The following is a 25,577-nucleotide window of genomic DNA, read 5'->3' as shown; positions in this document are numbered from 1 at the left end:
ATGACAACTGAGAATATGACAACTGCTACTGAGCAAAATAGTCTTTTAAATGACAATCATAGCAATATATCAAATAAGCTCATGCTGACAGTGGATAAGCTTAACATTGCAACCACTTCGGGTACTGTTTTAGTCGATAAGCTAACGTATGAGCTCAGGCAAGGTCAAACACTAGCCATCGTTGGTGAATCAGGCTCTGGTAAATCGATCGCAAGTCTCGCGCTATTAGGCTTGCTCCCAGATAGCTTGACCGTTACTGGTAAAGTGCAGTTAGCAGATACATTGGGAATGACTACATTACCGATAGCCAACGATAGAACACGTAATGCAGCTCTACGTGATGTACGTGGTCAGCGCATCGGCATGGTGTTCCAAGAGCCAATGACAGCGCTTAATCCATTGCATACAGTTGCCAAACAAATTGCAGAATCGCTCCGTCTAATCGGAGTATCCAAAAATCAATGGCATGAAAAAAGTATCACCTTGTTAAATGATGTCAATATCACCGATCCTACTGATAAGCTAAATCGCTATCCGCATGAGTTATCGGGTGGTCAGCGTCAGCGGGTGATGATTGCCATGGCATTAGCGCAGCAACCTGACATCTTAATCGCTGATGAGCCAACCACCGCGCTTGATGTGACCTTGCAACATGAGATTCTCGCTCTATTAGACAATCTTAAACGTCAGCACGATATGGCGATGATATTGATTAGCCATGACCTCAATCTGGTCAGGCGCTACAGTGATGAAGTCATCGTTATGCGCCAAGGGCAGACTATTGAGCAGGGTAGAACTGCAGCGGTATTTAGTCAGCCTAAAGCAGAATATACTCGCTCGCTTATCAAACAAGAATTTGGACAAGCATTAGATTTATTTGATACTGAGAATCAGCAACCAACTGTATTGAAAGTAAATAACTTGCAAGTACAGTTTCCAATTGAAAAAAGTCTGTTTGGGGGTACCAAACGCTGGTTCGAGGCTGTTAAAGACGTCGATATGAGCCTGCAAAAGGGGCAGGCATTGGGCATCGTTGGTGAGTCAGGCTCAGGGAAAACTACCATAGCGCTTGCGTTAAGCCAATTACTTAGCAATCAAGCGCGTGTCAGTGGTCAGATAATGGTGAATAATCAAGATATTGTGGCCTTATCAAAACGTGATTTGCGCACCTTCCGCTCACAGATTCAAATGGTTTTTCAAGATCCATTTGCCAGTATTAACCCTCGTATGACTGTCATGGAAATCGTCGAAGAAGGGTTGTTAGTACAAGGCGTTGTTAAAGTAGCACGTCAGCAGGCAGTAATGAACAGTCTTGCTACCGTGCATTTACCGTTAGAGTTTGCGCAGCGTTATCCGCACGAGCTATCAGGTGGTCAGCGTCAAAGGGTGGCTCTGGCTCGTGCCCTTATTATGCAACCAAGTCTCTTAATATTGGATGAGCCAACGTCTGCGCTTGATAGCACTACGCAAGTCACTGTAGTGAATTTGCTACGTGAAATTCAAGAGAAACTGCAAATCAGCTATGTGTTTATCAGTCATGATTTAAAAGTAGTCCGTGCCTTGTGTCAGCAAATTATAGTGTTAAAAGAAGGCAAGTGCATTGAGTTTGGGAGTACCGAAGACGTGTTCAATAATCCACAACATCCGTATGCAAAGCAATTATTTCAGGCGAGTGTGATATAGCCTAAGTAAATGATACTAAATATTCAGAACATAGCAGTTCATACTAATAGCGACATACCAAAAAGCGCAATGGTACAATAAGTTTGGACAGTAGTTTACTTTATATAGAACCTGGTCCTATGTATATTATTTGAACCTTGATTTATTCGGTTAGTTGAAACGGTCATTATTACCATTAAAAGCATCATTAAAAAAGGATTTTTATACCCATGAAAAAACAAAATAGTATTGCTAAATTAGTAAGTAGCAAGTTAGTAAGTACCGATGGATTACAGCATGCTGGCTATTTAGCCGTTGCCAAGACACGCGCCAAAGTACTAAAGGCCTTTGCTTATGTTATCCCGATTAGAAGACCGATGTTATTCGTCGGCGAAAGCTCTTGTGATGAGCTATGCGACATGTTGATTAATGAAGGTAGCACCAATGTCTTTATCGTCACTGATGCGGTATTGAATAAGCTTGGTATACCTGCAAAAGTCACTGATTATCTAGATAGCAAAAATATCCGCTATAAAGTCTATGACGGTATTACGCCAGACCCTACTTTTAAAGTGGTTGAAGAAGGGCTACGCCTCTCCGTTGATGCTAAATGCGATTCTATTGTTGCTATCGGCGGCGGCTCTGTGATTGATGCAGCTAAAATGATTGCTATGTCACAAGGCAACAACTGCAAGCCGCAGCAACTTATTGGCATTCTTAAAGCACGAAAGCCTTCTGTACCGCTGTACTGTGTGCCTACAACTGCGGGTACTGGTTCGGAAGCGACACTTGGTGCAGTTGTATCAGATGATAAAACCCATCAAAAAGCACTATCTATCGACCCAAGAATGGTGCCATTAGCCGCCGCTATTGACCCAGTTATTATGAAAGGGATGCCGGCTCATATCACAGCGGATACGGGTATCGATGTGTTGACCCACGCCTTAGAAGCTTGGATGAGTGCTAATGCGAGCGTCGAGACCGACTATTATGCAGCTTCTGCGGTGAAGTCAGTTATGCAGAATCTGCCAGTAGTATATAAAGACGGCGGCAATCTCAAAGCCAGAGAAGCAATGGGTATTGCCGCTCACTACGGCGGTATTGCCTTTAATAAAGCGGGCCTTGGCTATGTCCATGCCATCGCTCATCAGCTTGGTGCGTATTATAGCATTCCTCATGGTCGCGCCAATGCCATCGTGTTACCTTATGTACTTGATGTTAATCGTCAGGCAAGCAAAAAAAGACTAGCAGATCTGGCTAGAAAAACGGGTATGGTTAAGGATGGTCAAGCCGGCAAGAGTGATGCTGTGATTGCAGATCATCTGATTGCGCAAGTTCGCGAATTGATCGCTACTTTAAATATTGATCCAACGGTTAAAGGTATGAAAACCACTGACTTTGATAGCATTGCTAAAGCCGCAGCTAAAGAAGTCAGCGATACTTATGCGGTGCCAACGTATCTGTCAGCATCTGAAATCAAGAGTATTTTAACGAAGATTCAGCAAGCCAGTGATGAGCATGCCGATACTGATGTTAAGAGCGATAAAGTTGCATAGATGATTTGCTAAATGAATAATCTAATCATGAATTAATAGAAAGCTTATTATCGAAAGGTAATAAGCTTTTTATTAATTCATTAAATATGGTGTATATAAACAACACTTTAGGAATATTTCTGTGAGACCTAAGGGTTACGATGGTTACATGATATTACCCTTAGGAGCCTTTCATGACACACCGATTATTAGTGAATTATAAATTACCAGCTAAAGTCGTGGGCATGGCGATAGTAGCGAGCAGTGTCTTTTATGTCGGTTGCGCCTCCACTGAAAAACCGCCTACCATAAAAAATGTTTCCATTGACAATCCTTATGCGCCTACTGACCCTAATTTAGCAGTAGCAACGGTCGCTGGTGGTTGCTTTTGGTGTGTCGAGGCGGGTTATGAAAAGATTCCTGGTGTGGTAGAGGTAGTGTCAGGTTATACAGGTGGCGAATCTAAAAATCCAACTTATAGTACTGTTTCAGCTGGTGGTACAGGGCATACTGAAGCGGCTCAAGTTTATTATGATCCGACCAAGATTACCTACAATGGTATCGTTCAAGCACTATGGCGAATCGCTGATCCTACTGATGATAAAGGTCAGTTTGTAGATAGAGGCACCCAGTATCGCCCAGCTATTTTTTATAATAGTGAGCAAGAAAAACAGATAGCCGAAGCTGCTAAGCAATCGCTGCAAGCCTCTGGCGTCTATAAAAAGCCAGTCGTAATCGAGATTGTGCCTGTTAGCGAATTTTATCCAGCAGAAGAGTATCATCAGGATTATTACAAAAAGAATCCACTACGTTATAAAGCTTATACGTTTAACTCTGGTCGTTACCAGTTTATTGAAAGTGTCTATGGTAAAAAATATGAGTTAGATTTTAACCAATTCAAACCGACTGTAACCAGTGCAAAGTCAGCAATGTCGAATACCTCGTCAGCTGCAGTAGAGCCGTCGACAGTTAAGACAAGTGCAGGCTTTGACCCAGATACCTTTGTAAAACCGACAAAAGCTGATCTTAAAAAATCACTAAGTGACATTCAATATAAAGTCTCTCAGGAAGATAGTACTGAGCGCGCTTTTGATAACGAATATTGGGATAATAAAGAACCTGGACTGTATGTCGATGTGGTATCAGGTGAACCATTATATTCGTCTCGTGATCAATACAAGTCCGGTACCGGTTGGCCGAGCTTTACTCGTCCATTGAATGCTAGCTTTGTCGTGGAAAAGGCAGATCGAGGAATATTTGGTACCCGTACCGAGATTCGTAGCCGTTATGCAGATTCACACGTCGGTCATGTATTTGACGATGGCCCGGCACCGACGGGTAAACGCTACTGCATGAACTCAGCAGCAATGCGTTTTATTCCACTGGCGCAGATGGAAGCGGCTGGCTATGGTAAATGGATCGACGAGGTTAGACCAGTTAGTTAATTAATATTGATTTATTAAATTTAAAAACGCTCACTATTGCCTAGACGACATAGTGAGCGTTTTTTTGTCTAATGTAATAACTTTGCTTCATAGTCATTGAAATGTGTTTTTTTTGAAATTTTTTATGTAATATAATTACTGAAATGTATACTTTTAGTTAAGTAGTAATTTAAGGTTTCAGCGTTTGAAACTACCTAAACTCACATAAGAGGACACAAGCTATGCTGAAAAAACTACAGAACCCTGTTGTAGCTAAAACCGTAGTTACTTCTATTTGCAAAGAAGGTCATAAAGTAAGTAAGAAGGCATCGTATCTAGCAATCAGTATGCTGGCACTTAGTGGTGTCTGTCTAACGGCAGAGTCAACAATGGCGGCAGACTGGAGGACTATTTCTGACTGTGTATTCACTGAGGGGACTGAGCCTAACTGTGATACACAATTGGCAGAACTGACAAGTGGCGCCAAGGGTGACAAAGGTGATATCGGTCTAACTGGTTCTCAAGGTGAACAAGGCATTCAAGGTCTGACAGGTGCTACAGGAGATACTGGCGCCAAGGGTGATATCGGTCTGACTGGTGCTCAAGGCGAACAAGGTATTCAAGGCCTACAGGGTAAAATTGGTGCCAAAGGCGAAACTGGCGCCAAGGGTGATAAAGGCGACATCGGTCTGACTGGCGCTAAAGGCGAACAAGGTATCCAAGGTCTGACGGGTGCTACAGGAGATACTGGCGCCAAGGGTGACAAAGGTGACAAAGGTGACATCGGTCTAACTGGTGCTAAGGGCGAACAAGGTATCAAAGGTCTGACGGGTGCTACAGGAGATACTGGAGCCAAGGGAGACAAAGGTGATATCGGTCTAACTGGTGCTCAAGGGGAACAAGGCATCCAAGGTTTGACTGGCGCTAAAGGTGAGGCAGGTAAGGATGCTAATATCAATGTTGCTATACAGACCTCTAACAGTACAGCGACACCAGCCCAAGCCACAGGTAAAGATTCTATTGCAATAGGTAATGGCGCAGTAGCTGAAGGCAGCCAACTATTAGTATTGGTGTGGGCAATTTAGTAACCGGCAAAAACTCTGGTGCAATTGGCGATCCAAGCACAGTAAGTGGCTCAGGTAGCTATAGCTTCGGCAATAATAATACGGTCACTGGCAACAACACAGTAGTTTTAGGAAACGGCATCAGTACGGGTGTGAATAACTCAGTTGTGCTTGGAAGTGACTCCACAGCAAACCGTGATAACACAGTATCAGTTGGCTCAGTAGGTAGTGAGCGTCAGATAATTAATGTGGTAGCTGGTACACAGGGTTCTGATGCGGTTAATGTCACACAATTAAATACGGCTAGGCTCAAAGCAGTGACTGATGCCAATACTTATACTGATACTAAGTATGACGTTTTGAATAACAGCTTTCAGAATTACTCTAACGGCATAAATCGTCGAGTCGATGATGTGGAAAAAACAGCCAATAGTGGCGTGGCTATTTCTTTAGCAACACAACAGGCTATCCCCAATCTCCAACCAGGCAAGGTTGCTGTGTTTGGTGGTGTGGGTCATTATGAGGGTGAAAGTGCTTTAGCTATTGGTGCCGCTACAATGTTAGATAATGGTCGCACGTCAGTCAGTGGTGCATTTGGTTTTGCTGACTCAAAGTTCGGCGGCCGAGTTGGTATGTCTTACATATTTGGTCAATAGTCATTTTATTGATTTAGTTTTTTTAACCTGTCGTAGCCATACGGCAGGTTTTTTTATGAAGTCTAATTATGTTCTTATCACTATTGAATGGATTATGGCCAGTGAAATATATTTGAAATACTAAAAAGATAATCGAGAAAAGGACGCATGAGCGTCCTTTTTATAATTAGGTAATATTAATCTTCAACATTAAAAAGCAGGTTTACGCTTCGGTACAGCATCTAAAAACTCATTGCGCGCTTGATTGTCATGTACATACTCACCTAACATCGACATTGTGCGCGTAGTAGAGTGTTGCTTATTGACGCCGCGCATCATCATACACATGTGAGCAGCATCCATTACTACTGCCACACCGCGGCAGCCCGTCACATCCATAATCGTTTGCGCTATTTGTTCGCTTAAATTTTCTTGAACTTGCAAGCGACGAGAAAACATATCGACGATACGAGCAAATTTAGACAACCCTAACACTTGACCGTTTGGTAAATAACCAATGTGTGCTACACCGTGAAAAGGCAACATATGGTGCTCGCACAATGAATAAAACTCAATATTCTGCACCAATACCAGCTCACGGTTGGTCGATGGAAACAAAGCGTCATTAACGACTTCATCTAAGCTTTGATGATAGCCTTTGGTCAAATGCGCAAATGCTTTGGCAGCACGTGTTGGGGTGTCTTCAAGTCCTGGACGATGCAAGTCCTCACCCGTTGAGGCGATGAGCTGGCGATAGGATTCGATGCTTTCTTGGTAGTCTAATGCTATTGTTGCGGTATTGCTCATAAGTTTGGCAGCCATCCAAAATGTGGGTGTAGCTTAACGCTAAATCCTTAGTTACAAACAATGGTTGTAAAGGATTATTATAAAAATTGTGCAAGCTGGGAGGGCTGTGATTATACTCGAAATCTACTTAACTTCATACTGCTGTAGCCGGTAGTTCACCGTTTTATCAATATTAAATGGTATTATTGAGCGGGATTAGGCATTAATACAGTGTAAGCAAATACAGTTTACGACTGTTTACTTAAATCAATTCGTGTATAATAACTCATCTTTCAATTGGTACTTCCACTCGCTATTTGTTAGCCAACTATTAAAAATAATCGATCATTTAAATGACCTAAATTGACTTAAAAGGAAATATTATGCTATTACAAGGACAGCGTTTTGTCGTTACAGGCATCGCTAGCAAACTATCTATCGCTTGGGCAATCGCTGAAGCACTACATCGTGAAGGCGCGTCGTTAATTTTGACTTATCCTAACGATAAAATCAAAAAACGGGTAGATATGGCGGCTGAAGCATTTGAGGCTGACTTAGTCCTTGAGTGTGACGTGGCATCAGATGCGTCTATTGCTGCTTGTTTTGAGCAAGTCATTGCCCATTGGGGCGATGGCATCAATGGCGTAGTACATGCAATTGGCTTTGCACCGATGGATCAGCTTGATGGTGATTTTGTCAATGCGACAACCCGTGAAGGCAGTCATATTGCCCATGATATCTCAAGCTATAGCTTTGTGGCATTGGCAAAAGCATCGCGTGAGCTACTTGCGATGCGCCACGGCTCAATGTTGACGTTGACTTATGAAGGCAGTATTTCAGTATTGCCGAACTACAACGTCATGGGTATGGCAAAGGCGAGTCTTGAAGCCAGTGTTCGCTACCTTGCAACTTCAATGGGCGGTGAGGGCATTCGCGTCAACGCGATCTCGGCAGGTCCTATTCGTACGCTTGCCGCCAGTGGCATCAAGTCATTCCGTAAAATGCTTGATATCAGTGAAAAAATCGCCCCGTTACAGCGTAATATTACTCAAGCTGAAGTCGGTAATGCCGCGCTATTTTTATTGTCGCCTTGGGCATCTGGTATCACTGGCGAGATTATGTTTGTTGATGCAGGCTTCAATACCGTCGCGATCAGCGAGCAGCTAATGATGCTTGATGAGCAGAAATAGTTAAAAGGTAATCCTCAACGATATATAATGAGAAGTAAGGAAGGCAGCCAATCGGCTGTCTTTTTTGATTATACTATGGGTTTTTTGCTGATAAGCCATTAAGCGACGAATATGATAACCAAATTACCAAGATGGATATTGTGGGGTGGCGCCGTATTGGCATTCAGTGCAGGCTGTGTCAATACGGCAGCATTAATGGGTTTTACCAATTTATCTGTCTCGCATGTGACAGGTAACGTAAGCTTGTTTGCCGCTGCTATCGCTTACTTAGACATTCAAAGCCTTTTATTTATCGGCGCGTTACTGCTTTCTTTTTTGGCAGGGGCTGTATTAAGTGGTTTTGTTATCGGTCAGAAGTCATTGAAGCTTGGTCGACGTTATGGCAATGCGCTTTATATTGAAGCGGCATTATTGTTAATAAGCTATTGGTTATACCAGCAGCACGATTATCTAGGACAGCTTGCCGCTGCTATGGCATGTGGCTTACAGAATGCGATGGTTGCGACTTATAGCGGTGCAGTGATTCGTACCACGCATTTAACAGGACTAACCTCAGATATGGGCGCTGCCATCGGTAATTGGCTGGCGGGTCGTCGCATCAGTAAGCCAACATTAGGCTTTCAGGCGATTATTTGGTACTGTTTTTGCGCTGGCAGTGCCGTAGGTGCTTTTTTATATGCCAGAGTGGGCTATGGTGCGTTGTTTTTGCCTATTACTATTGTTCTGAGCGCAGCATTCGTATACAACTATGTATCAGACAATTTACCAGAAAAAAGACAGCCAAGAAAAAAGCGCCCATCAGTTTGATAAGCGCTTTTTCATTTTTAAATTTTATTTCAATCGAATCCATACAGACTACTGATCGTCTTCTTTATGGTCTTCATGTTCGTGCAACCCTTGCATCATATCTAACGCAGAATCGTCAGTACGCTGCTGATCTTCTTTAGCCAATCCATCTTGGTTGATGTCTTTTGGTGCCATTTTCGTCGTTGAGTCAGTTTTGTTGTCATCTGCCATGAGAATCTCCTATTTGTTTTTATTAACGTTCTTCACCAACTCAGTATGTGATACAGCTTATGAGTTGTACAGGGAAGATATGAACATATTTAGTGACGGTATGTAACTTTGTACAAAACTGACTTCTGGTTTTTCAAAATAGACTTAAATCCATACTTATAAAGCCAATTGGTTTTGGATAGATGAAATAAAGATTATATTTCTGACAAGGTTTTCAATATGTCTATATTGATAATATTTTGGTGGATAATATTTCTGCTATGATGGCACCTTATTTTTGTAAGTACGATTATAAAGTACGATTATAAAGGTATGGTTAACGGCTGAAATACGTCTTTATGTTTATAATTTTTAACACCGTCTTTGGGTACAATAAGGACATTATATGTCAGAGAAAAAACTAGATAGCCATCTTCCTAACGATGGCAACGAGTATTTATTTACAGATACCTTCCCAAAAGGTACCGGTAAAGGATTGATAGTGGTCGCTATCGCGGCGGTTATCAGTCTGTTTATCTATAATGTATTGCCATATGATATCAGTGCCAATAAAGGCCTCGCCATGTTGTTCTTTATCGGCGTTTTATGGTTAACTGAAGCGGTACATGTGACGATTACAGCAATATTGGTGGTGGTCATAGGAGCGCTAATTGGTTTACCGGATTTCGATGCTGAAATTGGCTTACAAAGCTTTGCTAACCCAATTATTTATTTGTTTTTTGGTGGCTTTGCACTAGCGGCGGCATTGCATGTGCAGCAATTAGACAGGAAAATAGCGCTTAAGATTCTATCCATGTCAGGTGGCAATCTGAGGAATGCGGTATTCTTAATATTTGGGGTCACCGCATTTTTATCGATGTGGATATCAAATACCGCGACCGCTGCGATGATGCTGCCTCTGGCGCTTGGTATTCTAACGCAGGTTGACCGCGAAAAAGACCGTGGCACTTTTGTGTTCGTACTATTAGGTATTGCCTATTCTGCGAGCCTGGGTGGTTTGGGTACGATCGTTGGTTCACCACCCAATGCTATTGCTGCAAAAGCACTTGATATCGCGTTTGTCGATTGGATGAAGTTTGGTATTCCGATGATGTTGGTGCTGCTGCCATTATTGCTCGGTGCGATGTATTTATTCCTCAAGCCCAATCTTAATCGTCAGGTCACGCTGAACGAAGATGATGAGGCTATTGCATGGAATAAGCCACGTGTACTGACGATTATTGTATTTATCGTCACAGCGCTAAGCTGGATACTCTCGAAACAAATTGGTGCCGCACTTAATATTGATGATGTTGATTCTATTGTGGCACTGTTAGCAGCATCAGCAGTGGTCAGCTTAGGGTTGGTTTCATGGAAGCAAGTTTCTGACAATACCGACTGGGGCGTACTCATGTTGTTCGGTGGTGGTATTGCACTATCAACGGTGTTAAAAGTGTCAGGCGCATCGTTGGTTCTTGGTCAAGCAGTTGCTAATGGACTGTCCTCTGCACCGCTTATCGTCGTGGTACTGGCAGTTGCAGCATTCATTATATTCTTGACAGAATTTGCTTCTAATACGGCTTCTGCTGCCTTGTTAGTCCCTGTGTTTGCGGCTATTGCTGAGCAAATGGGTCTGCCACCTGCAGTATTAGTCATGATTATTGGTATCGGTGCTTCTTGCGCATTTATGCTACCAGTTGCCACGCCACCAAACGCTATTGTCTTTGGGACGGGTCTTATTAAGCAGACAGAGATGATACGTGTTGGTGTCATACTGAATGTTATTTCTACCTTTATCATAGGTTTGTGGGCATATTTTTTCTTACTATAACCTATGAGTGAAGACAGTTATAACCGAACAAACCCAATGTTTAAGTGATTCTTAAACATTGGGTTTTTCATTTACTAGTAGTCATAATGTCGGTATAAAATACTTATCGTTTCTTTCTGGCTATCATTGATTTATTAGCTGCTCAAAGCAGATTGGGATGACTATTAACTGACTAGGTTTATCTAACAAGGAACACATAAGATGTCTAAGGAATCTCTAAAATGCCAACCCTATATATGATTCAATTAGGCGGTCGTCCCAAAGGACGGTTGATTGAACAACACGATATATTTTTTGGCGTGGCCAATCAGGTTAATGAATTAATAGCAGATATCAATAACCATTGGCCTGAAGTGAAAAATAAGTGGCATATTGATTCATACCGCGCTATTAGCAAAGTTGATAATTATGCGATTAAATTAGTGGAATCCAATATTCAAGCAGAGTGCGCCAACGACTTAAAGCTATTCTTTATCAATTTAGGTGGCTATCAGCAGGGCAGTTTTGAAGAATTTCATTATAAGCTACTTATCGTGGCTGATAGCCAAGCAGATGCAGTTAAACAAGCAAAACAGAGCGAATTTTATAAACAATTTACTTTTAAAGATACAGCATCGCCTTTTAACGCTGCCTCACATATTGATGACAAGTTTGAGGTGGATATAGACGACATATATAACGTCAATGATCTTATCTCAAATGTTAAAATCATTATCGAGCCTCTTGCCAGAGCGCTTGATAAAAGTATAAATGTCATAGAAGATAAAAAGTACGTAGGATATTTAAGTATTAAAAATCTCAAAAAATTAGCACTGTGATAATATTAATTGTCGCTTATGTATTTATGACTTCTAAGAGATACGTCTAATCACTCCTTATCTCTGTGAGATTTTTGGTTGTTTTATAAATTTGATACGTTCTATAAGCAACAACTCAAGTCTAGGCCATACACGAGTAACTTGAATCGCAGCTCAATTATCCCCATAATCTAACTACTCCTAAATAATAAATAGCCTAAGTAAATATGCCTGATACTTCAACAGAAAATCAAGAAAAAAGCCAGCCTGTACAAGCGGAAAATCTGAACATAGAGACAAAAAATACGCAGAAAGAAAGTGTGGATACTCAACAGGTTATTTCTGTTGCTAATTTACCTGTGCTCGCGAAGGACGAGTATTATCTCAGTCGCCTTGAGCGTGAGCTGGCACGTGCAAAATCGTCTGCTAATAAAAATAGCAATACGGATGACAAACACAATGTTAAAAATAGCAATGATTTGGATAAAAAACGCGCCCAATATGAGCAATTAAAAGCTCGTTCGCAGCAAGCGGTGCAAGCGCGTATAGAGAGCATTCCAGATAGGTTGGCAGAAAAACTGAATCAGGATCTCCCTGTTAGCCAACGTGGTGATGATTTGATTCAGGCAATCATCGATAACCAAGTGATTATCGTTGCAGGTGAGACAGGCTCAGGTAAAACTACGCAGCTGCCTAAGTTAGCAATGTTAGCAGGGCGCGGTATACGTGGGCAAATAGGGCATACACAGCCTCGACGACTGGCGGCACGCAGTGTAGCAAACCGTATCGCTGAAGAATTGGGCGAGCAGCTTGGTAATACGGTCAGCTTCAAGATTCGCTTTAACGAGCAAGGCACAGCGCAATCTGTCGTTAAACTAATGACTGATGGTATTTTGCTTGCTGAACTTGGTCATGATCGTTTTTTGAGTAAATACGATACTATTATTATTGATGAAGCCCATGAGCGTAGTTTAAACATTGACTTTATTATGGGTTATTTAAAAAAACTGCTGCCCAAGCGCCCTGATTTAAAAGTCATTATTACCTCTGCAACCCTCGATACTAAGCGTTTTAGCGAATACTTTAGTCGCTACGATAATAAGCTTAAACGGCAAATTCCTGCGCCTATTTTTAATGTCGAAGGACGAAGCTTCCCTGTCGAAGTGCGTTATCGTCCGTTAACAGATGAGCCAGTAACCAGCTCAGACGATGATAGCTACGACGACTTTGAAGAAAATCTGCCACGTGCGGTGGTTGCTGCAGTGGAAGAATGCTTTAGCGATGCACAAAACAAAGGTCATGCCGATCAAGCAGATATCTTGATATTTGCAGCCACTGAAGCTGAGATTCGTGAGCTCCAAGAGGTGCTTGAGCGTCATGGACCTAAACATACAGAAGTGTTGCCACTATTTGCACGGCAGACTTATGAAGAGCAACAGCGTATCTTTCAGCCATCAGGTCGCGGCCGACGTATTGTTATCGCGACTAACGTCGCTGAGACGGCATTGACCGTACCCGGCATTCGCTATGTGATTGATTTGGGTTTTGCGCGTATATCACGCTATTCTTATCGTTCGCGCGTACAGCGTTTACCAATTGAAGCCATCTCGCAAGCTGCTGCCAATCAGCGTAAAGGGCGTTGTGGTCGTGTTGCGCCGGGTGTTTGTATTCGTTTATATAGCGAAGAGGACTTTACTGGTCGTCCTGAATTTACGGAACCTGAGATTTTACGCACTAACTTAGCATCCGTTATTTTACAAATGGCAAATCTGCGCCTAGGAAGCGTCGATGATTTCGCCTTTATTGAGCCGCCTGACAGTCGCTTGGTTACTGATGGACATAAATTGCTTGATGAGTTAGGCGCGATTACTGCTAAAAACGACGTACCTTCAGCTAAACAAACTAACAAGCCAAAATCAAAACAGGGTCTGGATCATCTGGTTCTGACACCGACTGGTCAAAAGATGGCACGTATGCCAATCGATCCAAGGCTGGCACGTATGCTGGTAGCTGGTAGCGATTTTGATTGTATCCGAGAAATGCTCATTGTCGTTGCAGCGCTTGCTGTCCAAGATCCACGCGAGCGGCCAGTAAATAAGCGCCAGCAAGCGGATCAGAAGCATGCTGAATTTCGCCAAGATGACTCTGATTTTTTATTCTATTTAAGTCTGTGGAAAGCCCTGTTTGAGAAAGACGAAGATGGCAATAAGTTGTCTGGCAATCAGCGCAAACAGTTTACGAAGAAAAACTATCTAAGCTTCCCGCGTGTACGTGAGTGGAGTCAAACCCATCGTCAGTTAGTACAAATGGTCACTGAGCTTAAGCTGACTGATGCTAATGAGGCAAAAACTGCTGACAAGAATGCCTCGAAAGAAGTGACTCACAGTGACCCTACCGCGATTGAAGATGAAGCACTCAAAGCGGTTAAATACGCCAATTTACATCGCGCATTATTAACAGGTTTGTTGTCTACGATTGCTCACAAAACTGAAAATCGCGGTGAATACTTAGCCGCTCGCCAGCAGAAAGCCAAAATATTCCCAGCCAGTACGGTTTTTAAGCAAATACCACCTTGGGTCATGGCTTTTGAAGTGGTCGAAACCTCACAAGTCTTTATGCGTACCGTTGCCAAGATTGAACCAGAATGGATTATCTCAGCCGCCGGTAACTTATTAAAGTATCACTACTTTGAGCCACATTGGTCGAAAAAAACTGGCCGCGTTAAAGCTTATGCCCAAATCAGTTTATTTGGTCTGATTATTATCAGCAAGCAACTGACCAACTATGAGCAAGTTAATCTAAGCGAGTCGCGTGAGATATTTATCCGTGACGGTCTGGTTACTGGAAATTTAGGTAGACAAGCACCGTTCTTACAGCATAATATGGATAAAATTGCTGACATTGAACGCATCGAGGATAAATTACGCCGCCGTGATCTATTGGTCGATGAAGAGTCCTTGTATCAGTTTTATGATAAAAAAATCCCCGATCATATTGCGAGCCGCAAAACGTTTGAAGACTGGCGTGCCGAAGTTGAAAAAACCGATACTAAGTATCTGTTTTTTACCGATGAAGACGTGCTTAATAGCCAAGCACCGACCACAGGCGATTTCCCAGAAGTGTGGAAGCTTGGTGACTTAAAGCTGCCACTACGCTATATCTTTGATCCAGCAAGCGATGATGATGGGGTAACCATCCGTGTGCCGCTTGTCGCCCTACCGCAACTTGATGCGATTGAATTGTTATGGGGTGTACCCGGTTGGCGTTATGAGCTGGTATTACAGTTATTAAAATCATTACCAAAAGACATTCGTCGTCAGATTGTACCTATTCCTGATACTGCCGATAGCTTGTTTGATGAGTTGCAGCCTGCGGGTGGACAGGGGTTATTAAAACAGCTTTGCCAAGCACTTAACCGCCGTGGCATTATGTCAGTCACCGCCGAGCATTTTAATCCGTCTAGTATTGATCGTTATTTGCAGCCACAAATTTGCGTGGTCGATGATAAGAACCGTATCATCGAAAAAGGACGCGATCTGCAAACGCTACAGATTCGCCATGCTTCTCAGACGCGCCAAGCGGTGAATGAGCAGCAAGGCGCGCATACAGAATTTCCTGAGCACTTCGCCTTTAGTAAAAACCATCATAGCGCAGGCGTGGTTATGAAGCAGTTTGCTGCTTTGGTTGCTGACGAGGCAGGTGAAGCGGTATCTATCCATCAATATACCGATGTTAATGCAGCACTGCAGGCGCACCGTATCGGGGTGTTAACGCTAATCAAAAGTAAACTTGGCTCAAAGAAAAAACAGCTGACCAGTCAAGTCGACAACATATTTAAACTGGCATTCGCACCGCTTGGTGATATGGAAAAGCTTAAAACTATCATTATTGATGCGACTTTAGATGCAACACTCGAAGAGCACTATGTATTGTTTGATCATACGGCAGACCTACCTGAGAGTGCTAATGATGTTGCGGTTGGACTCAGTGAGGAGCTACCCTTTACTCCTGAAGAGTATAGCCAAACGCTCGATGTGATACTAAGTAACTTCTTGCTGGTTGGTCAAACGATCATAAAAACGCTCAAAAACGTTTATACCCGCTGGCAACGTATTCGCCAAAGCATGCTAATGCTTGATCGAGAGATATTTGGCGAGTCTATTGAAGATATTGAAGATCAGTTAGCAGATTTACATTTGGCTGATTTTGTTTATCGTATGGATTATAGCCACTGGCAGCAGTATCCACGCTATCTGGAAGCGCTAGAGATTCGTATCGATCGTCTTGAGCACAATGTCGAAGCCGACCTCGATGGCGTCTATGCTCTTGACTTACATATGGAAAGACTTGCAGGACGTGCTAATGATAAAGTCATCAGCGATTACCGCTGGATGGTCGAGGAGTACCGCATTCAACTGTTTGCTCAGCCGATGAAAACCCGTATGGCAGTATCGCCCAAGCGTCTCAGTAAGATATGGGATAAAATGAGTTAGCATAAAAGTAAGTACTTCAGTAACCGTTCGCAAATTTTTATGGTCATGCTTTTAGTTGCCATTTGCTAAAAGCATGACACTCTTGCCCGTATTATCAAAAAGCTTATTCAACCGCTTATATAAATATCTTAGACATTATTATGACACTGGCTGCTAAGCTCATACCTTACAAGCCTTTCTAGAGAAATAAATATTCAAGCAGTCACCATGCACCGATTGCTAACCTCTACAGTGTTTCAGTTATCATTTTTACAAAATTGATGCATCTCTTTCACGTTAACAGTCGTATTTGAATCTCTGTCATCTCCTACATTGGCTGGTGCTGTGACCGCATTTGTACAAGGTATTAGTTTGTTATTACCGCAATTATTCCGTACTTTGCCGGATTTTTGCGTGAGTGGTCAGGTAGCTTTCAAGCCGTTTGGCTGATGCTACTTATCACATTGGTGAGCATGCTGATTATTACTATGAAGCTTGCGCCTGAGAGTTATGCAAAGACAATGAATTATTCATAAAATCAAATCAAGGATTGAAGATGGGAATTACAGCTATGGATAGCGTCTCTTGTACTGAGACACAAGATACAAAAATCTCGTTACTCACAGGCGAGATGGCACAAGATATGGTGAATGCTGCATTTATAGAGTCTAAAAGGCATGGTCTAATGGTATCGGTGACGGTGGTTGATCGTTCTGGGCAAATACTGGCCTTTTTAAAGGATCACCGAGCGGGTGTGCATACTATTCGCTCAAGTTATAAAAAAGCCTATACAGCCAATTCGCAAAAAAGAGAAACAGCGGTTATCGCTAGAGGCGTTGCGGATGGTAGTATTGCTGCCGACATCAGGTACCTTGATGAAAACATACTGATAATGCCGGGCGGTATTCCTGTATATATTGATGGCATTGTGGCTGGTGGTATTGGTGTGGGCGGCGCACATGGCAATGAAGACGTAAGTATTGCTCGCGCAGGCTTAAGCGTTTTAGAGTAAATACATAGGGCGAGTTCCACGCACTAATTTTTAATTTTCACAATCTTTAGACAGTGCGTAGGTATAGCTTATAGATTTTCCCCAAATAATGCAGATATCAATAAAATAAAAAAAGGCTGGATTAGTAATCGCTAACCCAGCCTTTTTATGTTAAAAAAAACCAACTAAGGGGTCAGTTTGACCTTTGGATATACCATGTTAGCAGGAGAGAGTAGATTGTCTAACGTCTCTTTATCCATCAGGTTCTCTTCTAGAACGATGTCATAAACACGACCACCGGTTTCTTGGGCTTTTCTTGCCACATAGGTAGACGACTCATAACCCAAATGTGGGTTCAATGCGGTGACCAGACCAATATTGTTGAATACTTCAGTATTACACGCTTCATTATTCATCATTACGCCATCGATACAGCGCGTGGCAAATATCTCACAGATATTTGCCATCATGCTCATACCGGTAAATAAGTTGAAAGCAATGACTGGCTCAAAGACATTGAGTTGTAGCTGAGCGTTTTCTGATGCCATGACGATAGTAGTATCAATACCCATTACATGAAAACACGCTTGATTGACCACCTCAGGTATAACGGGGTTCACTTTACCCGGCATGATTGAGCTACCAGGCTGCATCTCAGGCAGGCGATATTGTGCCAAGCCTGCACGAGGACCCGAGGATTGCAAGCGTAAGTCATGAGCAATCTTTGATAGACGAGCAGCAAACAGACGCAGATTGCCAGACAAAGCAACATAAGAACTGGTATCTTGTGTGGATTCAATCAAATCTTCAGCGATATAATAAGGTCTCCCAGTCAGCTCTTGTAACGTCTCAGCACACAGCTCTGAATACCCAGCAGGTGCATTCAAGCCAGTACCGATAGCGGTACCGCCCATATTAATCTCATGAAAGAGTGCGCGAGTTGACTCGATACGGGCCATCTCTTTTTTGACCATCGTTGCAAAAGCGTTGAATTCTTGACCTGCTGTCATCGGCACCGCATCTTGTAGATGGGTGCGTCCCATTTTTAATTGATCGGCAAATTCGATGCTTTTGTTAATTAGACTTTGGTGCAGCACCGCCATCTTATCCAATAGACGCGTGCAATAGTCATCCAATGCGACATTGAGCGCCGTTGGATAGGCATCATTGGTCGACTGCGAAAGGTTGACATGATTATTTGGATGCACATGCTGATATTGCCCTTTTTCATAGCCTAATATCTCTAAAGCACGATTGGCAATGACCTCATTGACATTCATATTGGTTGAGGTGCCTGCGCCGCCTTGAAACATATCGACGATAAATTGGTCATGATATTTATCAGCGATTAAGTCATCACATGCTGCGACAATCGCTTTTCTAACCGTATCATTGAGTACTCCAACTTTGTTATTGGCAATGGCAGCTGCTTTTTTAACGGTAGCAAAGGCACGGATAAAGGTAGAGAATTGATGTAAGCGCACACCGCTCACAGTGAAGTTTTCAAAAGCACGTAAGGTTTGTATGCCGTAGTAAGCGTCAGCTGGCACATCGCGATGACCAAGTAAGTCGTATTCTTGGCGAGTAGTGGTTGTCATTTAATAAAATTCCTTCAACAAAAAGCCCTGATAAAAACGTCCATCGCCTGCGATATTTATAAAAACCCTGTTATCACTATGGCGATGCCGCCTCAAATGAGCATTATAGACAACATTTCAGCATAAGCGCCTTATATTGTGACTAATATGGCTGTTTATTTAAAATAAAGACCAATACTGCGCTCAAGATGACAGTACTTGCTATCATAAAAGTTAAAGTGATCGGCTCGGACAAAATCACCACGCCCAGTAACGCTGCAAGCACGGGCACACAAAGCTGTATAACGGCAGCCTGTGTGTTTTTTAATAAAGGCATTGCCATATACCAGATGCTGTAGCCAATGCCAGAGGCAATTGCCCCTGATGCACACGCCAACCATATCCCTTCCATGGTGATACTGTCGATATGAATGAGTTGCACATCCATAATGTTTTGATATATAAAACCAGCGGCTAATAATATCGGTATCGCTAGCAAACTTCTGATGAAATTAAAACCTGTGGCTCGCAGCGGTGAGAGACAGGTCTTGCCACGTATGCTATAGATACCCCATGCCACACCGCTGATTGCCATGAGTATGGCAGCAAGTAATGAAGGCATTGAGGCCGATGGTAGCATCAAATATACAAACCCTGTGATGGCAATAACAAAGGCAATCCATTGCAAATGACTCAACGTCTCTTTTTTATAAATCCCCCAACCAATCATAGTGAGCTGAACCGCTGAAAATAAAATCAGCGCCCCAGTGCCAGTCTCAAGCTCTACATAGGCAATCGAAAAACACAGCGCATAAATAACCAAGCTTATGCTACTCAGCCAATTACCTCTTTCATTTAATATCTCTTCATTGAAAGGATGACTAAGTCTCAATTTGCGATGTCTTAAGTAGTAGGACTGAGTTGCCATGATCATACTCAAGCAGACAGCAGCGCTTAATAGGCGAACAATGGTAAAGCTCCAAGCGTCTATATAACCCTCTGCTAAGGCCATCCTACAAAACAGAGAGTTTGCAGCAAAGGCTATTAACGCAATCAGTGTATACAATGTGACTTTCAAAAATAATTCCTACAATTAATAAGTGAGTTTTTGCATAAAATAGAGCAGCTTTAAATAGAGTCGTTTTGATGCCATCATTAAAAATAATAACAAGGAAAAAAATATGGATTGGGCAAGTATTTTCATTCATGATACAACATGGACATTTGCTGCTGAGATACTGATACGTGTCATTGTCATGTTTGTGCTCATCATTTCATTTTTGCGCTTTACCGGCAAGCGCGGCGTTCGACAGCTCTCCATCTTTGAGCTTACTATCATCTTGTCACTCGGTTCTATCGCAGGTGACCCGATGTTTACCGAGGATTTACCGATTATCCAAGCAGTACTAATCATGAGTACGGTAATACTGCTTTACCGACTCTGTACATGGGGCATGATGAAATATCAGCCTTTTGAAGATTTGTTAGAAGGGAAGTCCTTATATATCGTCGAAGATGGCATGCTGGTACACGACAAAATAGCAGAAGGGAAAATGTCACATGATGAGTTTTTTGCGGAAATGCGCCAACAGGGGGTCGAGCATTTAGGTCAGGTTCGTACCGGTTTGCTTGAAACCGATGGCAATTTTAGCCTGTTATTATACCCACCTGATGACACCGGCTATGGTCTGCCACTTTTCCCTAAACAGTATCAGGCGGTTGAGAAGGTGGAATCAGGAACATATTACGCTTGTATGTATTGTGGACATTTAGATTTTATCTCCGATGCCAATCAGCCTTGTAAGCGCTGTGAAGATAACTGTCGGAACTGGGCAAAAGCCTTAAACACTAAGCTCGTAAGGTAGCAATTGGCACAAGATTTAACCGTAATTATCAAATAGCCTAAGTACTATTATTTAATTCAGATGCGTCTAGCAATTTTACCACTTGTTGAACCCGCACCGCTCTATCACCACCAATTGATTGAAATGGTTTGTTATAAGCTGTTAACTGATCAGCAAAATAAGCGCTTATTTCATTGCGCTGATGTGGGCTATCACGCAAGTCATCAGCAACCCAAGGTATATCAACGTCGGTTAATAGTATTAAGTCATAATGATGCACCAATGCTGCTTGGGTGAGCACTTCAGGGCAATCGCCATAATACCAATTGGAATAAACCATCAGTTCAAACAAGCTGGTATCACAAAATAAATAATGATGGTCGTTTGACGTTTGTGATACTTGCTTTGCCAACTTATTCTCAAGCAGTATCTGACCTTCTGCAATAGGCAGCAAGTCCTCCCACGTACAGGTCAGCTGCTCTTTATCCCATTTTTCTTGCAGATAGGTGCGCATATACTCTGGCACCCAAGGGCAGTCAAAATGCGCGGCCAAATCACGGCACAGTGTGGTTTTTCCCGTACTTTCTGCGCCTAAAACTGCGACCTTAATAACGGATTTAGGCGTATGCTGCGTGAGATTGAAGGCGATAGCGTCGTTGCCATTCATAATAAGCCCAAATTGCGATGAGAGTGAAGACTACGTATTGTAATGCTGTAAAGGTTAGACCTTTATAAAAATAGAGAGGTACTGAGATAGCATCAGCGACAATCCAGAGTATCCAATGCTCAATCTTGCGCCGTGCCAACAGCCACATCGCCATCAAAAACAGGGCAGTGGTCAACATATCAGTATAGTCAACCCACGTAAATAGATGCATGCCAAGCTCAGCGCCATCGAAGCTGAAGTTGTTATTGATCACTGGTCTAAAATAATAAACCAGACCAACAAAAGCTATGGTTGCCGCGGCTAATAATGCCAATATAGGTATGTCATTTTTATCTAAACGTTCTACTTGGATAAGGTTTGGCGCATCAGTGTTTTTAAGCTCTTGGTTATGTTGTTGAGCGGTGGGGTTTATATGGTTTCGATGCTGTGTAAGTTCTTTATTTTTTGACCAGTTTATCCAGCCATAAATACTCATAATGGTATAATAAGCATTGATAAACATATCACCAAATAATTGCCATTTCCATAAGAGATAGACAAATATAGCGGTGCTGACCAAGCCAATAGGGAATACCAAAATATTGGTTTTACTGGCGAGTAGTACACTGGCTACCCCAAAGATAACCGCAATCAATTCCAACCCGATAAACAAGGTCGGATAGTCGGCATACTGACCAAACAACCAATTCAAAAGTTCCACCATTGTCATTCCAAAATAGATAATAAGTTTGATATTTCTTAATAGAGATGTAGACAATCAAAATGCAGATCAATTATTTATACAAATAACGTGAGTAAGCAAGGCTGATTATAACGCAGCTACCGCAAAATGAAGCCAATCTTTGCTTATTCTTGGCAAGAAGCTGATTATTTGTAACAAAGTATTAGAAAAATAATAATATTCAGGCATAATAAAGGCACTTATTTTAAGTTTACAGTCATTCACCCAAAATTAGACGACTGTTGTTTTACTTCACCTTATGCTTATTTCAAGCACCATAGTAGTAGACAAGGAAGCGTATCATGACGACTTGTATCACAGGCACCGGCCTGTATATCCCGCCTTTTAGCATCAGTAATGAAGAACTGGTAGAGTCCTTTAATCAGTATGTTGAAAACTATAATACAAAACACGCGGCTGACATTGAAGCAGGCACCCTCACGGCTCTTCAGCCTTCATCAGCGGCTTTTATCGAAAAAGTATCTGGTATCAAATCACGCTATGTGATGGAAAAAGACGGCATCTTAAATCCTGACATCATGGCACCTGTTATCGCTTATCGTAACTTGGGCGAAGAGCTGTCTATCATGGCAGAAATGGGTGTGGCCGCATTAAATGATGCCTTGGCTGATGCAGGACTTGAAGCCAATGATTTAGATGGTATCATCCTTGCCTGCTCAAACTTTCAGCGTACTTATCCAGCCGTCTCTATCGAGATTCAAAATGCGATCGGTATGGTGGGCGGCTTTGCTTATGATATGAATGTGGCTTGTAGTGCAGCGACTTTTGGTCTATCACAAGCACATGGTTCTATCGCATCAGGTCTTGCTAAGCGCGTCGCTGTGGTCAACGTTGAAATTACTTCAGCGCATTTAAACTGGCGTAACCGTGACAGCCACTTTATCTTTGGTGATGTCGCAACTGCTTGCATCGTCGAAGAACTCGATACGCCTAAAGGCTATGAGATTCTAAACTCTAAGCTATTTACTCAGTTTTCGACCAATATCAAAAACGAATACGGTTTTATGGATCGCTCAGAGTTTTTGGCAGCGCAAACAGAGATGTATCCGGACCTTAAAGAGCCAGTAACCGATAAATTATTCTTACAAAATGGTCGTAAAGTCTTCCGTGAAGTCTGTCCAAAAGTGTCAGAAGTCATTACTGAGCATCTACAAGAAAACAATATCCCAACCTCTGATGTAAAAATGATGTGGCTGCACCAAGCCAATGCCAATATGCTGGATTTAATCTTGCGTACGGTCATCGGTAAAGAAGCAGACAAAGCCATTGTACCGAGTGTCATTGCTGAATTTGCCAATACCAGCTCAGCCAGCCCGATGATTGTATTCCATCGCTATAAAGATGACCTTGCATCTGGTGATTTGGGTGTTATTTGCTCGTTTGGTGCTGGTTACTCTATTGGGTCGGTAATCGTCCGTAAGGTCTAATTTTTTAAGTCCTGAGTCTTAATTATTATCAAAATAGCCAAGAGTATTCTTGGCTATTTTTTTATTTAAATTTTAAGCAAAGTTGATGCTGCATTCAAATTATCACAAAAAAGCGTCAATATGGTGCAAGCAGCAGAAAAGTTTGTTCATATATTGACAAGATTGCTGAGAGGTTTTAATTTAAGCGCAAAAATTTGCTATAATCACCGTCTTATTTCAATTATTCAATTAAAAGTCCTTTTATGAAAGAATCCTTACGCCTGCGTTTAGACCAAATGGTAGACCGTTATGAAGAGGTCACTGCCTTATTATCAGACCCGAGTGTCATCAGTGATAACAATAAATTCCGTGAGCTGTCCGTTGAGCATAGTGACTTGATGGATATCACCACTTTATGGCAGAACTATGTTGGTGCAGAAAAGGATCAAGCTGATGCAGAAGCGATGCTAAAAGAAGCATCAGATCCTGACATGAAAGAGATGATGCAAGAAGAGATTGACAGTGCTCGCGATACTATCGTAGAGATGGAAGAAGCACTTAATCTCATGATGCTGCCAAAAGATCCTAACGACAAAGTGCCCGCATTCCTTGAGATTCGTGCAGGGACAGGTGGTGATGAAGCAGCGATTTTCTCTGGTGATTTGTTCCGCATGTACCAAAAATTCGCCCAGAACCAAGGCTGGACTTTAGAGATTTTGTCAGCCAATGAGGGTGAGCATGGGGGTTATAAAGAAATCATTACTCGTGTGTCTGGTAATAGCGTTTATGGTCGTCTAAAGTTTGAGTCTGGTGTACATCGTGTTCAGCGTGTACCTGATACAGAAAGCCAAGGTCGGGTGCATACGTCAGCCTGTACTGTCGCTGTGATGCCTGAAGTTGAAATTGATGATACGGTTGATTTGAATCCAGCTGATATTCGCTTTGATACTTTCCGCTCAAGCGGTGCTGGTGGTCAGCACGTGAATACTACCGACTCTGCTGTACGTTTGACGCATATACCAACGGGTACCGTGGTAGAGTGTCAACAAGAACGCAGTCAACATAAAAACCGTGCGCAAGCGATGAAAATGCTGATATCAAAAATTCAGCAAGTCAAAGTCCAGGCACAGGTAGATGCCGCTGATACGATACGTCGCGATTTGGTTGGTAGCGGCGATCGTTCGGAGCGTATCCGTACCTATAATTTCCCGCAAGGACGTATGACGGATCATCGTATTAACCTGACTTTATATAAGCTTGATTCTATCATGGAAGGTGACTTGGATGAAATCCTTGATGCGCTGTTACGTGAGCATCAAGCGGATTTGATGGCAAGTATTGGTGGTGCTTAATAAAAGATTCATAAGCCTATAAAATAAGAGGCGTATGCTATGCATATGATAACTAAACCTTCGCTATTATTGCCGTTTAACAAAATCGCGATGACTATTGTCGCTATTTTGATGGCGTTTTGGTTATCTGCTTGTAGCGTCACGCCTTCATCAACGTCAGTCGTACAGCCAGACCAGAGCGATAGTAGTGTAACGACTAATACTGCAACGACTAATACTGCAACGACTAATAAAAATGACCCGTTTTCTTATCAAGCGTGCATCTATCCGCCTAACGAGATGGTACGAGCGTGCACGGCAAAGGGTGGCGCGTTTTTACAGCAAGGTCGCCTTGGTTGCTATCAATGTGTGGTGACTTATACCGATGCAGGAAAAGCTTGCCAAGACAGTACCGACTGCCAAGGTAAGTGCAAAAATACCGGTGAGTTCATTAAGAGTGGTACTAAAAACCAGTCTGGGCAATGCGCTAGTGACAGCAGCGGTTTTGGCTGTTATCAAACCATAGAAAAAGGTGTGGCACAGCCCGCTATCTGTGTTGATTAATTTACTATTTATTTTTAATACTAAAGCCACATAATCATTATGCAGCTGCCTAATTTGAATTTT

General features: G+C 42.4%; 21 protein-coding genes. 15 read left to right on the top strand and 6 right to left on the bottom strand.

Features of this window, described 5'->3' with window-relative positions:
• The 5 genes from M0221_RS06940 (at position 1) to M0221_RS06920 (ending at position 6,341) form a co-directional block, all read left to right on the top strand.
• On the top strand, positions 1–1,683 hold the full coding sequence (locus tag M0221_RS06940; protein WP_483283362.1) for an ABC transporter ATP-binding protein: 1,683 nt from the start codon (positions 1–3) through the stop codon (positions 1,681–1,683).
• Positions 1,684–1,892: 209 nt separating this feature from the next.
• A complete protein-coding gene (locus M0221_RS06935; protein ID WP_483283361.1) occupies positions 1,893–3,218 on the top strand; it encodes an iron-containing alcohol dehydrogenase in 1,326 nt (441 codons plus the stop codon).
• Positions 3,219–3,391: 173 nt separating this feature from the next.
• On the top strand, positions 3,392–4,642 hold the full coding sequence (msrA, locus tag M0221_RS06930) for a peptide-methionine (S)-S-oxide reductase MsrA (protein ID WP_483283360.1): 1,251 nt from the start codon (positions 3,392–3,394) through the stop codon (positions 4,640–4,642).
• Positions 4,643–4,863: 221 nt separating this feature from the next.
• A complete protein-coding gene (locus M0221_RS06925; protein WP_483283359.1) occupies positions 4,864–5,706 on the top strand; it encodes a hypothetical protein in 843 nt (280 codons plus the stop codon).
• The gene (locus M0221_RS06920) at positions 5,694–6,341 is read left to right on the top strand and encodes a YadA family autotransporter adhesin (protein ID WP_483283358.1); all 648 of its coding nucleotides are present in this window, start codon (positions 5,694–5,696) and stop codon (positions 6,339–6,341) included. The genes M0221_RS06925 and M0221_RS06920 overlap by 13 nt, the downstream gene beginning before the upstream one ends.
• A 189-nt stretch (positions 6,342–6,530) precedes the next feature.
• Here M0221_RS06920 and folE read toward each other — a convergent pair whose 3' ends face one another.
• Entirely contained in the window at positions 6,531–7,127 is a 597-nt protein-coding gene (gene folE, locus M0221_RS06915; protein WP_483283357.1) for a GTP cyclohydrolase I FolE, read from the bottom strand.
• 362 nt (positions 7,128–7,489) lie between these two features.
• On the opposite strand from folE, the gene M0221_RS06910 reads away from it, so the two are divergent.
• On the top strand, positions 7,490–8,296 hold the full coding sequence (locus M0221_RS06910; RefSeq protein WP_483283356.1) for an enoyl-ACP reductase FabI: 807 nt from the start codon (positions 7,490–7,492) through the stop codon (positions 8,294–8,296).
• 111 nt (positions 8,297–8,407) lie between these two features.
• Positions 8,408–9,103 (top strand): YoaK family protein, encoded by a 696-nt coding sequence (locus M0221_RS06905; protein ID WP_483283355.1) that lies wholly within the window; start codon positions 8,408–8,410, stop codon positions 9,101–9,103.
• A gap of 48 nt (positions 9,104–9,151) precedes the next feature.
• On the opposite strand, the gene M0221_RS06900 is transcribed toward M0221_RS06905, so the two are convergent.
• Positions 9,152–9,313 (bottom strand): hypothetical protein, encoded by a 162-nt coding sequence (locus tag M0221_RS06900; protein WP_011513753.1) that lies wholly within the window; start codon positions 9,311–9,313, stop codon positions 9,152–9,154.
• A gap of 385 nt (positions 9,314–9,698) precedes the next feature.
• Here M0221_RS06900 and M0221_RS06895 point away from each other — a divergent pair, with 385 nt between their 5' ends.
• From M0221_RS06895 to M0221_RS06880, 4 genes are all read left to right on the top strand, one after another.
• A complete protein-coding gene (locus M0221_RS06895; protein ID WP_149409436.1) occupies positions 9,699–11,123 on the top strand; it encodes an SLC13 family permease in 1,425 nt (474 codons plus the stop codon).
• A 221-nt stretch (positions 11,124–11,344) separates the two neighbouring features.
• Positions 11,345–11,941, top strand: coding sequence for a DUF1543 domain-containing protein (locus M0221_RS06890; protein ID WP_201551337.1), 597 nt, complete (start codon positions 11,345–11,347; stop codon positions 11,939–11,941).
• Between the two features lie 206 nt (positions 11,942–12,147).
• Positions 12,148–16,413 (top strand): ATP-dependent RNA helicase HrpA, encoded by a 4,266-nt coding sequence (gene hrpA / locus M0221_RS06885; RefSeq protein ID WP_483283354.1) that lies wholly within the window; start codon positions 12,148–12,150, stop codon positions 16,411–16,413.
• Between the two features lie 535 nt (positions 16,414–16,948).
• Complete coding sequence (locus tag M0221_RS06880; RefSeq protein ID WP_149409434.1) at positions 16,949–17,404, top strand: GlcG/HbpS family heme-binding protein; 456 nt, start codon at positions 16,949–16,951, stop codon at positions 17,402–17,404.
• Positions 17,405–17,568: 164 nt separating this feature from the next.
• On the opposite strand, the gene M0221_RS06875 is transcribed toward M0221_RS06880, so the two are convergent.
• Both M0221_RS06875 and M0221_RS06870 read right to left on the bottom strand, forming a co-directional pair.
• Entirely contained in the window at positions 17,569–18,981 is a 1,413-nt protein-coding gene (locus M0221_RS06875; protein WP_483283353.1) for an aspartate ammonia-lyase, read from the bottom strand.
• Positions 18,982–19,123: 142 nt separating this feature from the next.
• Entirely contained in the window at positions 19,124–20,038 is a 915-nt protein-coding gene (locus M0221_RS06870; protein ID WP_483283352.1) for a DMT family transporter, read from the bottom strand.
• 103 nt (positions 20,039–20,141) lie between these two features.
• Here M0221_RS06870 and M0221_RS06865 point away from each other — a divergent pair, with 103 nt between their 5' ends.
• A complete protein-coding gene (locus M0221_RS06865) occupies positions 20,142–20,825 on the top strand; it encodes a DUF421 domain-containing protein (protein ID WP_483283351.1) in 684 nt (227 codons plus the stop codon).
• A 37-nt stretch (positions 20,826–20,862) separates the two neighbouring features.
• Here the strand turns inward: M0221_RS06865 and M0221_RS06860 are convergent, their stop codons facing one another.
• Both M0221_RS06860 and pnuC read right to left on the bottom strand, forming a co-directional pair.
• A complete protein-coding gene (locus M0221_RS06860) occupies positions 20,863–21,471 on the bottom strand; it encodes an AAA family ATPase (protein ID WP_483283350.1) in 609 nt (202 codons plus the stop codon).
• Positions 21,422–22,174 (bottom strand): nicotinamide riboside transporter PnuC, encoded by a 753-nt coding sequence (gene pnuC / locus M0221_RS06855; protein WP_483283349.1) that lies wholly within the window; start codon positions 22,172–22,174, stop codon positions 21,422–21,424. Before pnuC ends, M0221_RS06860 begins: the two co-directional genes overlap by 50 nt.
• Before the next feature lie 320 nt (positions 22,175–22,494).
• Between pnuC and M0221_RS06850 the strand changes: the two genes are divergently transcribed.
• From M0221_RS06850 to M0221_RS06840, 3 genes are all read left to right on the top strand, one after another.
• Positions 22,495–23,640 carry a beta-ketoacyl-ACP synthase III gene (locus M0221_RS06850; RefSeq protein WP_149409428.1) on the top strand — a complete coding sequence of 382 codons (1,146 nt, stop codon included), beginning with the start codon at positions 22,495–22,497 and terminating at the stop codon, positions 23,638–23,640.
• 242 nt (positions 23,641–23,882) lie between these two features.
• Positions 23,883–24,971: a peptide chain release factor 1 gene (gene prfA, locus M0221_RS06845; RefSeq protein ID WP_011513742.1), complete on the top strand. Its 1,089-nt coding sequence runs from the start codon at positions 23,883–23,885 to the stop codon at positions 24,969–24,971.
• A gap of 39 nt (positions 24,972–25,010) precedes the next feature.
• Positions 25,011–25,514 carry a hypothetical protein gene (locus M0221_RS06840; protein ID WP_483283348.1) on the top strand — a complete coding sequence of 168 codons (504 nt, stop codon included), beginning with the start codon at positions 25,011–25,013 and terminating at the stop codon, positions 25,512–25,514.
• The last annotated feature ends 63 nt before the right edge of the window (positions 25,515–25,577 follow it).

The organism is Psychrobacter sp. ANT206 (assembly GCF_056880555.1).
The sequence above is the reverse complement of the archived record's forward strand: the minus strand, read 5'-3'. Positions and strand labels throughout refer to the sequence as shown.

What these genes read in the sequence shown, in the direction of transcription:
- M0221_RS06890 (WP_201551337.1), top strand. Translation starts at nt 11,345, where the DNA reads ATGCCAACCCTATATATGATTCAATTAGGCGGTCGTCCCAAAGGACGG.
- M0221_RS06880 (WP_149409434.1), top strand. Translation starts at nt 16,949, where the DNA reads ATGGGAATTACAGCTATGGATAGCGTCTCTTGTACTGAGACACAAGAT.
- M0221_RS06905 (WP_483283355.1), top strand. Translation starts at nt 8,408, where the DNA reads ATGATAACCAAATTACCAAGATGGATATTGTGGGGTGGCGCCGTATTG.
- hrpA (WP_483283354.1), top strand. Translation starts at nt 12,148, where the DNA reads ATGCCTGATACTTCAACAGAAAATCAAGAAAAAAGCCAGCCTGTACAA.
- M0221_RS06860 (WP_483283350.1), bottom strand. Translation starts at nt 21,471, where the DNA reads ATGAATGGCAACGACGCTATCGCCTTCAATCTCACGCAGCATACGCCT.
- M0221_RS06875 (WP_483283353.1), bottom strand. Translation starts at nt 18,981, where the DNA reads ATGACAACCACTACTCGCCAAGAATACGACTTACTTGGTCATCGCGAT.
- M0221_RS06925 (WP_483283359.1), top strand. Translation starts at nt 4,864, where the DNA reads ATGCTGAAAAAACTACAGAACCCTGTTGTAGCTAAAACCGTAGTTACT.
- M0221_RS06935 (WP_483283361.1), top strand. Translation starts at nt 1,893, where the DNA reads ATGAAAAAACAAAATAGTATTGCTAAATTAGTAAGTAGCAAGTTAGTA.
- pnuC (WP_483283349.1), bottom strand. Translation starts at nt 22,174, where the DNA reads ATGGTGGAACTTTTGAATTGGTTGTTTGGTCAGTATGCCGACTATCCG.
- M0221_RS06895 (WP_149409436.1), top strand. Translation starts at nt 9,699, where the DNA reads ATGTCAGAGAAAAAACTAGATAGCCATCTTCCTAACGATGGCAACGAG.
- M0221_RS06940 (WP_483283362.1), top strand. Translation starts at nt 1, where the DNA reads ATGACAACTGAGAATATGACAACTGCTACTGAGCAAAATAGTCTTTTA.
- M0221_RS06900 (WP_011513753.1), bottom strand. Translation starts at nt 9,313, where the DNA reads ATGGCAGATGACAACAAAACTGACTCAACGACGAAAATGGCACCAAAA.
- msrA (WP_483283360.1), top strand. Translation starts at nt 3,392, where the DNA reads ATGACACACCGATTATTAGTGAATTATAAATTACCAGCTAAAGTCGTG.
- M0221_RS06850 (WP_149409428.1), top strand. Translation starts at nt 22,495, where the DNA reads ATGACGACTTGTATCACAGGCACCGGCCTGTATATCCCGCCTTTTAGC.
- M0221_RS06840 (WP_483283348.1), top strand. Translation starts at nt 25,011, where the DNA reads ATGCATATGATAACTAAACCTTCGCTATTATTGCCGTTTAACAAAATC.
- M0221_RS06910 (WP_483283356.1), top strand. Translation starts at nt 7,490, where the DNA reads ATGCTATTACAAGGACAGCGTTTTGTCGTTACAGGCATCGCTAGCAAA.
- folE (WP_483283357.1), bottom strand. Translation starts at nt 7,127, where the DNA reads ATGAGCAATACCGCAACAATAGCATTAGACTACCAAGAAAGCATCGAA.
- prfA (WP_011513742.1), top strand. Translation starts at nt 23,883, where the DNA reads ATGAAAGAATCCTTACGCCTGCGTTTAGACCAAATGGTAGACCGTTAT.
- M0221_RS06865 (WP_483283351.1), top strand. Translation starts at nt 20,142, where the DNA reads ATGGATTGGGCAAGTATTTTCATTCATGATACAACATGGACATTTGCT.